10 protein-coding genes and 1 pseudogene are annotated in these 9,311 nt (G+C 72.2%); 4 read left to right on the forward strand and 7 right to left on the reverse strand.

What is annotated here, in order from left to right; genetic code table 11:
- Window positions 1–247: pseudogene (locus NH602_RS24095) on the forward strand (hypothetical protein); the annotation flags it as partial.
- A gap of 215 nt (window positions 248–462) precedes the next feature.
- Here NH602_RS24095 and NH602_RS24100 read toward each other — a convergent pair.
- The 4 genes from NH602_RS24100 to NH602_RS24115 all read right to left on the reverse strand — a co-directional run bounded on the left by NH602_RS24100 (window position 463) and on the right by NH602_RS24115 (window position 4,850).
- Window positions 463–2,178 carry a ubiquinol-cytochrome c reductase cytochrome b subunit gene (locus NH602_RS24100; RefSeq protein WP_073574276.1) on the reverse strand — a complete coding sequence of 572 codons (1,716 nt, stop codon included), beginning with the start codon at window positions 2,176–2,178 and terminating at the stop codon, window positions 463–465.
- Window positions 2,175–3,311, reverse strand: a complete 1,137-nt coding sequence (locus NH602_RS24105) for a ubiquinol-cytochrome c reductase iron-sulfur subunit (RefSeq protein ID WP_237453677.1) — start codon at window positions 3,309–3,311, stop codon at window positions 2,175–2,177. The genes NH602_RS24100 and NH602_RS24105 overlap by 4 nt, the downstream gene beginning before the upstream one ends.
- Window positions 3,308–4,174, reverse strand: coding sequence for a c-type cytochrome (locus tag NH602_RS24110; RefSeq protein ID WP_073574278.1), 867 nt, complete (start codon window positions 4,172–4,174; stop codon window positions 3,308–3,310). Before NH602_RS24110 ends, NH602_RS24105 begins: the two co-directional genes overlap by 4 nt.
- A 64-nt stretch (window positions 4,175–4,238) precedes the next feature.
- Window positions 4,239–4,850 (reverse strand): heme-copper oxidase subunit III, encoded by a 612-nt coding sequence (locus NH602_RS24115; RefSeq protein ID WP_062396094.1) that lies wholly within the window; start codon window positions 4,848–4,850, stop codon window positions 4,239–4,241.
- 249 nt (window positions 4,851–5,099) lie between these two features.
- On the opposite strand from NH602_RS24115, the gene NH602_RS24120 reads away from it, so the two are divergent.
- Together NH602_RS24120 and trpD are read left to right on the forward strand one after the other, a co-directional pair.
- Entirely contained in the window at window positions 5,100–5,495 is a 396-nt protein-coding gene (locus NH602_RS24120; protein ID WP_020625131.1) for a response regulator, read from the forward strand.
- A 23-nt stretch (window positions 5,496–5,518) separates the two neighbouring features.
- Window positions 5,519–6,562 carry an anthranilate phosphoribosyltransferase gene (gene trpD / locus NH602_RS24125; RefSeq protein WP_253068975.1) on the forward strand — a complete coding sequence of 348 codons (1,044 nt, stop codon included), beginning with the start codon at window positions 5,519–5,521 and terminating at the stop codon, window positions 6,560–6,562.
- A 15-nt stretch (window positions 6,563–6,577) separates the two neighbouring features.
- Here the strand turns inward: trpD and NH602_RS24130 are convergent, their stop codons facing one another.
- On the reverse strand, window positions 6,578–6,856 hold the full coding sequence (locus tag NH602_RS24130; RefSeq protein WP_060711495.1) for an Lrp/AsnC family transcriptional regulator: 279 nt from the start codon (window positions 6,854–6,856) through the stop codon (window positions 6,578–6,580).
- Window positions 6,857–7,165: 309 nt separating this feature from the next.
- Between NH602_RS24130 and NH602_RS24135 the strand changes: the two genes are divergently transcribed.
- The gene (locus tag NH602_RS24135) at window positions 7,166–7,477 is read left to right on the forward strand and encodes a hypothetical protein (protein WP_073574280.1); all 312 of its coding nucleotides are present in this window, start codon (window positions 7,166–7,168) and stop codon (window positions 7,475–7,477) included.
- 30 nt (window positions 7,478–7,507) lie between these two features.
- Here NH602_RS24135 and NH602_RS24140 read toward each other — a convergent pair whose 3' ends face one another.
- Window positions 7,508–8,893, reverse strand: coding sequence for an FAD-dependent oxidoreductase (locus tag NH602_RS24140; RefSeq protein WP_253068976.1), 1,386 nt, complete (start codon window positions 8,891–8,893; stop codon window positions 7,508–7,510).
- Between the two features lie 59 nt (window positions 8,894–8,952).
- A partial coding sequence (locus tag NH602_RS24145) for a hotdog fold domain-containing protein (RefSeq protein WP_253068977.1) occupies window positions 8,953–9,311 on the reverse strand: 359 nt, incomplete at its 5' end.

Here is a 9,311-nt window from a genome sequence, read left to right on the forward strand (position 1 = left end):
CGAGGCGCTGCGGACCGGCGCGCAGACGGTCCTGCCCGGCGACGGGCCGCTGCGCGGGGCCCCGTCGGAGGAGGTCCGGGTCCTGCACCGCTGGCTCACCACCGGCGGGACCCGGCTGGTGTACTGCGACCCGCCGTGGGCGGAGCCGGCGTGGGGCGGGGGTGCCTGGCGGGAGTGGGCCGACCGGGCCCGGGAGGCGTCGCACCGCACCGGTGACCGCTCCCCCGACGAACCCGCCGGGATCTGAGCCCGGCGGGCCACGGTCCTCCACGACGGCGCCCCCGGCCGACGACCCCGTGGCCGGACACACGGGACGCGGCGTCCGACCACGCGCAGCCCGCACACGACGGCGGCCCCCGCCGGACGCACGACGGCGCACCGGCACACGACGGCGGCCCCGCCGGAGACCGTGTCTCCGGCGGGGCCGCCGTGGAGTGCTTCCGGGCCGGGCCCGGGCCGTGCTCAGTCGCGCGGCTGCTGCGGACGACCACCATCGTCGGGGCGGCCCGCGAGCTCACTGCTGCGGGACTCGAGCTCCGCGCGCGCCTCGTGACGCCGGCGGGACTCCTCGAGCTCCCGCTCGTGGGCCTCGTGGCGGGCCACGGCCAGCGCACGGGACTCCTCGACCGGGTCCGGCGTGAGCAGCGAACCGGAGACCGGCTCACCCGCCGACCCGAGCTGGTTCATCCGCTTGGGCACCGAGGCGCCCTGGTACTCCAGCGGGATGGCGTGGCCGTGCGAGTCGACGCCACCCAGCGGCTGGTGCACCTCGATGAACTCACCGTGCGGCAGCCGCTTGATGATGCCCGTCTCGATGCCGTGCTCCAGCACCGCGCGGTCCGACCGCTGCAGACCGAGGCACCAGCGGTAGGCCACCCAGTACACGATCGGCGGCACGACGAGCAGACCGATGCGGCCGGCCCACGTGGTCGCGTTCAGCGAGATGTGGAAGAAGTACGAGATCCAGTCGTTGAACCCGCACATCACGAGCCACAGGTAGAACGAGATCGCCATGGCGCCGAGCGCAGTCCGGACCGGGACGTCGCGCGGGCGCTGCAGCAGGTTGTGCAGCGCGTCGTCCCCGGTGAAGCGCCGTTCGATGGCCGGGTAGGCCCCGGCGAGCACGAACAGCACCGGCAGGAAGCCCGCGGTGGGGATGAACGCCGCCGGGATCGTGTACGTCCCGAACAGGTAGAACTCCCACGGCGGGAAGATCCGGCCCATGCCCTCGGACCACAGCATGTAGAAGTCCGGCTGCGAACCGGCGGAGATGTGCGAGGCGTCGTACGGGCCGAGGTGCCAGATCGGGTTCATCTGGAACAGCCCGGAGATCAGGGCCAGCACACCGGCGACGACGAAGAAGAACGCGCCGCCCTTCGCCGCGAACTGCGGCATGATCCGCACGCCGACGACGTTGTTCTCGGTCCGGCCGGGGCCGGGGAACTGGGTGTGCTTCTGGTACCACACCAGGCCGAGGTGCACGGCGATCAGCGCGAGGATGATGCCGGGCAGGATCAGCACGTGGATGATGTAGAGCCGCGGGATGATCTCGGTCCCGGGGAACTCGCCGCCGAACAGCGCCCAGTGCACCCAGGTGCCCATGATCGGCACGGTCAGCGTGATGCCCGAGGCGATCCGCAGCCCGACGCCCGAGAGCAGGTCGTCCGGCAGGGAGTAGCCGGTGAAGCCGGCGAAGGTGCCCAGCAGGATCAGCACGACGCCGATGGTCCAGTTGGCCTCACGCGGCTTGCGGAACGCGCCGGTGAAGAACACCCGGAACATGTGGATGATCATCGCCGCGACGAAGAGCAGCGCCGCCCAGTGGTGCAGCTGACGCATGAACAGGCCGCCGCGGACCTCGAGCGAGATCTCCAGCGCGGACTCGTAGGCCCGCGACATGTGGACGCCGCGCAGCGGGTCGTACGGCCCGTTGTAGACGACCTCCTGCATGGAGGGGTCGAAGAACAGCGCCAGGTAGGTGCCCGACAGCAGCACGATGATGAAGCTGTACAGGGCGATCTCGCCCAGCATGAACGACCAGTGGGTCGGGAAGACCTTGTTGAACTGCTTCCGCAGTCCGGCGGCCGCGTGGTAGCGCTGGTCCGCCTGGTCGAGTGCCGCGCCGCCCTTGGCCGCGAGGCCACCTGAGGAGGTGGTGGGTGTCGTGATCGAACTCATGTCGTCTTCGGCCTCTCCCAGAACGCGGGTCCGACGGGCTCCACGAAGTCGCTGCGGGCGACGAAGAAGCCCTCCTCGTTCACCGTGATCGGCAGCTGTGGCAACGGCCGGGCGGCGGGCCCGAAGACGGGCTCGGCGTCCTGCGTGGCCAGGAACTGCGACTGGTGGCACGGGCAGAGAATGCGGTTGTCCTGCGCCTGGTAGAGGGAGGTCGGGCACCCGAGGTGGGTGCAGACCTTCGACCAGGCGTAGAAGTCACCATAGTTGAAGTTCTCCTGCCCGGGGCGCTTCGTGACCTCGGTCCCGGGGCGGAGACGGATGAGCATGACCGGCGCGTCCGAGGCGCGCTGCGCGTGCAGCAGCTCCTCCTCGTTGCCCCGCTCGCTCTCGCGGTACGGGAAGACGGTCATCATCGAACCCGGCTCCATGTCCTCGGGTCGCACTCGGGCGATCTCGGAGAGAATACCCGTGTCGGTGCGCAGGTACACCGTCTCGCCGTTCTCCGGACGCCAGCCCGTGTGCCACAGCGGGGCGTCGTCGCCCTCGGCCCACGGGTTCCGGATGATGCCGCCGAGCGCGACGACACCGGTGCCGATACCGGCGACGGCCGCGGCCAGGCCCGCGCTGCGGATGATCAGCTTGCGACGGCCGATCGTGGTGCCCTTGCCGGCGTCGGCGACCTGGGCCAGGAAGGTGGCGCGGTCGACGTCGGTGGACGGGCCGTCGTGGCGCTGCTGGACCGAGGTCTCGTCCGGGAACAGCTTCTTCACCATCTGGATGACCGCGATGCCGATGGAGAGCACCGAGAACCCGAAGGTGAAGCCGATGACCGGGGTGTAGAGGTTGTAGAGCGCGTGGCCGGGCTCGCCGACGTTGACGTACTCCCACGGCCACGCGATGAACGCGACCACGAAGGCGATCATGGAGATCGCCGAGATGACGAACCACAGCGCGACCGAACGCTCGGCGCGCTTCTCCGCGCGGGTCCCCGGGATCGGGAACGCCGGCGTGTTGTGCACGACCTCGACCTCGTCGAGCTCACCGGCCAGACGGGCCAGCTGCTCGGGCGACATCGCGTCGAGCTCCTCCTTGGTCGGACGACGGTCCGACCCGGTGCTGACTTCGCTGCTCAACTCTTCGCCCCCAACCAGATGGCGAACCCGACCAGACCGGACATCACGACGGCGAAGATGAAGACACCCTCGGCCGTCGGACCGAGACCCAGCAGCGAGTAGCCGCCCGGGTCGTTGGCGTGGTTCACCGACTTGATGTACGCGATGATGTCCTGCTTCTCCTGCGGCGTGAGCTGCTGGTCGGAGAAGCGCGGCATGTTCTGCGGACCGGTCTGCATCGCGGTGTAGATCTGCTCCTCGCTGGCCGGCTCGAGCGCGGGAGCGTACTTGCCGGACGACAGCGCGCCGCCGACACCGGTGAAGTTGTGGCACGAGGCGCAGTTCAGGCGGTACAGCACACCGCCGCGGCCCGGGTCGTCGCCGCGCAGGGCCTCGCCGGTCGCGGCCGGGGTGACCGGCCCGCCGCCGTTGGCCTGCACGAACGCGCCCAGCGCCTCGAGGTTCGCCCGGCCCTCCTGGGTCTCCGGGTCGAAGATCGGCAGCGGGTGCTTGCGGGCCGCCTGGGCCTCCTGGCGCGCCATCGGCATACGACCCGAGGACACCTGGAAGTAGACCGCCGCGTCACCGACGCCGATGAGGCTCGGGCCGCGGTTCTCGACGCCCTGCAGGTTCGCACCGTGGCAGGTGATGCAGGTGTTGTTGTAGAGCTGCTCGCCCTTCGCGATCAGCGCGGTGTCCTGCTGCGCCTGGGCGACCTGCGGCTGCGGCGCGAAGGCGGCGTAGAGGAAACCGACGGACAGCAGGCCCAGCCCGATGGCGAGGGCGCCGGCGATGCGGCGCTTCATCTTGCCGTGCGGACGGGTGCGGCCCCCGGCCTTCTCGTCCGGCCGGTCGGCCGGTGGTGGGTTCTGGTTCTCGGTCATCGCTGGGGGTCTTCCAACCTCGACGTCGTGGCGGGTGCTGTCAGGGAACGGGCGGCGCGATCGGTCAGCGGATGAAGTAGATCGTGGCGAACAGCCCGATCCACACCACGTCGACGAAGTGCCAGTAGTACGACACCACGATCGCCGCGGTGGCCTGGGCGGGCGTGAACTTGCTGAGCTTCGTGCGGATGATCAGGTACACGAACGCGACCAGGCCGCCGACCACGTGCAGCCCGTGGAAGCCGGTCGCCAGGTAGAAGACCGACCCGTAGGCGCTCGACGCGATCGTCGTCTCGTGCGAGGTGACCAGGGTGTAGTACTCGAAGGCCTGGCCGAGCACGAAGAACGTCCCCATCGCCAGCGTCAGGGCGTACCAGCGACGCAGGCCGAACACGTCACCACGCTCGGCGGCGAACACGCCGAACTGGCAGGTGAACGAGGACGCCACGAGCACGATCGTGATCGCGAGCGCGTAGGGGACGTCGAGCTCGGTGGGCGGCGGCGGCCAGGGGCCGTCGTTCTGCGCCCGCGCGGTGAAGTACATCGCGAACAGCCCGGCGAAGAACATCAGCTCGCTGGAGAGCCAGACGATGGTGCCGATGCTGACCAGGTTGGGGCGGTTCAGCGAATGGATCCGCGCGCTGATGTTGGGTGCCGCTGTCGTCACGTCGGGCATTATGACCCGAGCCGAACTTCTACGGCTTGTCGGGATACCCCTCGCCACATCACGATCGGCGAACGGGCCCCATGATCACCGAACTCTTCGCCTGGTCGGGGCGACCGGGCGGGCGCCGGACGGCCCCGTCCCGGACCGCCGACTCGACAACGTTCGGGGCCGACGGAGGGTTCCCCTAGTATCGCCGGCGTGAGCGGACGAGCGGCAGAGATCGGCAGCGCGGCCGGATCGGTGACGGGGACCAGCACGGTGTTGGTCTACAGCCACCGTCCCGAGGTCCGCGAGAGCATCATCGAGGCGGTCGGGCGGCGGCCCGCGCCGGACGTGGGCCGGGTGCGCTGGGTGGAGGCGGCCGGCATCGCCGAGGTCCTCGCGGCCTGCGACGCCGGTGAGGCCGACCTGCTGGTCCTCGACGGCGAGGCTCAGCCGACCGGCGGGATGGGCGTGGCCAAGCAGCTGCGTCACGAGATCGTCGACTGCCCCCCGATCGTGCTGACCGTCCGCCGCCGGGACGACCGCTGGCTCGCCACCTGGTCGGAGGCGGACGCCGTGCTCGTGCACCCGCTCGACCCGATCGAGGCGGCCGAGGTCGTGGCGCAGGTCCTGCGCGACCACCGGCCCGGCACCCTGACCCAGCAGCAGTAGCGAGACAGAGGACACCTCACGTCGTGAGCGCACCCACCTGGCCCTCCGTGATCGGCCGCCTGATGCGCGGCGAGGACGTGACCGCCGACGAGGCGACCTGGGCGATGGGTCAGGTCTTCGCCGGCGAGGCGACCCCGGCGCAGCTCGCCGGATTCCTCGTGGCGCTGCGCGCGAAGGGTGAGACGCCCGCGGAGATCTCCGGCATGGCCGACGCGATGCTGGCCCACGCGCTGCGGGTGCACGTGCCCGGGCGCTCGGTCGACGTCGTCGGCACCGGCGGGGACCAGGCGCACACGGTGAACATCTCCACGATGGCGGCGATCGTCGTCGCGGCGGCGGGTGCGCCGGTGGTCAAGCACGGCGGGCGCGCGGCGTCGTCGCAGTGCGGGACGGCCGACGTGCTGGAGGAGCTGGGCGTCGCGATCGAGCTGACCCCGTCCGCGGTCGAGCGGTGCGCCGCGGAGCTGGGGATCGCGTTCTGCTTCGCGCAGTCCTTCCACCCCGCCATGCGCTACGCCGGCGCGGTCCGTCGCGAGCTCGGCGTCCCGACCGCGATGAACCTGCTCGGGCCGCTGTCCAACCCGGCCCAGCCGGAGACCGGCCTGATCGGCTGCGCCGACCCCCGGCACGCCGCGACGATGGCCGAGGTCTTCGCCCGGCGCGGCAAGTCGGTACTGGTGGTGCGCGGCGACGACGGGCTCGACGAGCTGACCACCACCGGGCGCAGCACCGTCTGGATCAGCGACGGCGGCACCGTGCGCGAGGAACGGCTCGACCCGGCCGACCTCGGGGTCGGCGTGGCCACCGCCGAGGACCTGCGCGGCGGCACCCGGCGGGTCAACGCCGCCGTCGTCCGCGACCTGGTGGCCGGCAAGACCGGGCCGGTGCGCGACGCCGTGCTGCTCAACGCCGCCGGGGCGCTCGCCGCGCACCGCGGGGTCGGTGCCGACCTCACCGCGTCGGTCGGGGCGGCACTCGACGCCGTCGCCGAGGCGGTGGACTCCGGTGCGGCCGCGGACCTGCTGGCCCGCTGGGCCGCGCTCTCGACCGAGCTCGCGTCGGCCTGACCCGCGGGGGCCGGCTCAGTCGAGCCCGATGGCGAACGCGGCGTCGGTGTCGGCCTTGGAGTAGGAGCGGAACGCGATGTGCGTGTCGGTCCCGACGACGCCGTCGATCCGGCTGAGCCGGCTGGCGATCACGTCGGCGAGCTGCTCGTGCTCGCGCACCTTGACGATCGCGATCAGGTCCACGTCACCGGCGCAGGAGTAGACCTCCGACACGCCGTCGAGGTCCGCGATGGCCTGCGCGGTCTCGGGGATCCGGTCGGCGGCGGTGTGCACCAGGACGATCGCGGTGATCACGGTGGGGCTCCCCCTCGGGTCAGGGCGTGGCGGACACCGATGAGGCTAGTGGGGGCATCCCCTGTGGCGCAGGCCGCATCCGGTTGCTACTGTGATCGTCATGCGCACCGTCGAGCACACCCTTGCTCCGGCCGCAGCGCTGCCCGCACGACTTCTCGCGGTAGTAGCACTGCGCGTCGGCTGATCCAGGCCGCCGACGCGCCCGCGCCGCAATCCCGGCGCTTCCCTCCCGCACACCGCGGTGAGGTTTTACGAGACCTGGCTCGCGTTCCCGCTTCTCTCTCGCGCAACGCATGGAGCCACACGATCATGAGCATCACCGCCGACCGTCCCACCACCACCTTCTCCTTCCCCACCGGGTCCGGTGGCGCCGCCGACATCGCGTCCCGGATGCCCCGCCGGCACACCGTCGTCACCGGCGACGGGATGGCCGGGGTCATGCAGATCGCCTCGGCGCTGCAGGGCTGTGGCCGCACGCTGCGCGAGTTCTGCGTCGACGTCCGTGAGGGTGTCGCCTACAGCTCGGTCACCTGCACCATGTCCATGACCCCCGACGAGGCCGAGGACTTCTCCCGCGGCATGGGCGCGATGTCCTGCGTCATGGCGGTCGACCCGTACTGAGCCGTACGGCGGCCGCGCGGGAACCGACCGCTACGACCGTGAGCTGCGGCTGCGGGCGGCGTCGAGCATCTCCGCCCGGTCGGCGATCTTGACCCGGTCGGTGCCGCCGCGCCGCTCCCCCAGGGCGAGCTCGGCGGCGTCGAGGCGCAGCCAGTCCTCCCACAGCACGGGGTCGACGCCGTAGGAGCGCATCCGCTCGACGACGGCGACGCCGCCCGGCCGCGGCGGCGCCGACAGGGCAGGCAGGTCGGCCAGCACCGACTCCGCGGTCTGCGCGCCGTCGCCCTTGTTGGTGCCGATCACCCCGGTCGGGCCCCGCTTGATCCACCCGGCCACGTAGCTGCCGCGCACCGGCTCCCCGCCGAGCAGCACCCGTCCGGCCTCGTGCGGGACGGTGCCGGTGGCCGCGTCGAACGGCAGCCCCTCGATGGGCTCGCCCGCGTAGCCGATGGCCCGCACGACCAGGCCCGCCTCCAGGGTCTCCCGCTCCCCCGTGCCGCGCACCCGGCCGTCGTCGCCGAGGGCGTTGCGTTCGATCTCGACGGCGCCGACCCGGCCGGTCCCGTCGTCGACGAGCCGGACCGGGGACCGCAGGAACCGCAGGTGGATCCGCCGGGGCGCGCCGGTGGAGGACCGGCGGGCCCATGCGGTGAGCATCTCGATGTTCTGGCGCATCCGGCGCTCCTCCGGCTCGGCGACGTCTGCGGCGAGCAGGCCGCCGTCGTGCACCACGACGTCGACGTCGTCGAGGCCGCCGAGACCGCGCAGCTCGGCGGGGGTGAACTTCACGTGCAGCGGGTCGCGCCGGACCAGTACGTGCACGTCGGTGACCGCGCTCGCCCGCAGCGCGTCGAGCACCGCGTCGTGCGCGTCGGTGGCGGCGAGGTCGTCGGCGGGGCGGGCCAGGACCCGCGCGACGTCGACGGCGACGTTCCCCGCGCCGACCACGACCACGCCGGGGCGGTCGAGCAGCGGGCCGGGACCGACCGCGTCGGGGTGCCCGCAGTACCAGGACACGAACGCACCGGACCCGACCGAGCCCGCGAGGTCCTCCCCCGGGACGCCGAGGTCGCGGTCGACCGCGCTGCCGGTGGCGTGCACGACGGCGTGGTAGTGCTCCCGCAGCGCCTCCCCCGGGATACCGCCGGGGCCGACGTGGACGTTGCCGAGGAACCGGACGCGGTCGCTGTCGTCGAAGGTCCGCACCAGCGCGCGGATGACCGACTTCATCTTCACGTGGTCGGGGGCGACGCCGTACCGGACCAGACCGTAGGGCGCGGGCAGCCGGTCGATCACGTCGACGTGCACCGACGGGTCACCCGCCAGCAGCGCCTCGGCCGTGTACAGGCCGGACGGTCCGGACCCGATGACGGCGATCCGGTGGGGTCGTGGGGCGGGGACCTGCGGGGTCGACACGTGCGCACCTCCGAGCCGGGGACGGTGACGACGCTAACAGCGACGACCCGTCCGGGCGATCATCGGCGCAGCGCGGTGCCGACGGCGCGCACCGCGGTCCGCCCGTCGGGCAGCAGCAGCTCCGTGCCCAGGGTGCGGAAGCGGCGGCCGTCGCGGATCGCGACGGTGCGGGCCCGCAGCCGGTCGGTGACCTGCACCGGGCGCAGGAACTCCACCGTCGTGGACAACGGCCGGGCGTCCGCGGCGCCGGGGTGCGCGGACTGGGCCGCGGCGGCGAGCCCGGACAGGACTAGTTCGTCGATGCGCGCTCGGACGTCGGGCACGGTGCTCGTGTCGGTGAAGGACTGCGAGGCTCGCAACAGCATCTGGCCACGCAGGTGCGCGCGCCGTTGGACGGAATCGGCCTCGGCGCGGAGGA

The organism is Pseudonocardia sp. McavD-2-B (assembly GCF_024124365.1).
Lineage (GTDB): Bacteria > Actinomycetota > Actinomycetes > Mycobacteriales > Pseudonocardiaceae > Pseudonocardia > Pseudonocardia alni.

Excerpts from the sequence above, each read along its gene's own strand:
- NH602_RS24110 (WP_073574278.1), bottom strand. The coding sequence starts at position 4,174 with ATGACCGAGAACCAGAACCCACCACCGGCCGACCGGCCGGACGAGAAG.
- NH602_RS24115 (WP_062396094.1), bottom strand. The coding sequence starts at position 4,850 with ATGCCCGACGTGACGACAGCGGCACCCAACATCAGCGCGCGGATCCAT.
- NH602_RS24100 (WP_073574276.1), bottom strand. The coding sequence starts at position 2,178 with ATGAGTTCGATCACGACACCCACCACCTCCTCAGGTGGCCTCGCGGCC.
- NH602_RS24135 (WP_073574280.1), top strand. The coding sequence starts at position 7,166 with ATGAGCATCACCGCCGACCGTCCCACCACCACCTTCTCCTTCCCCACC.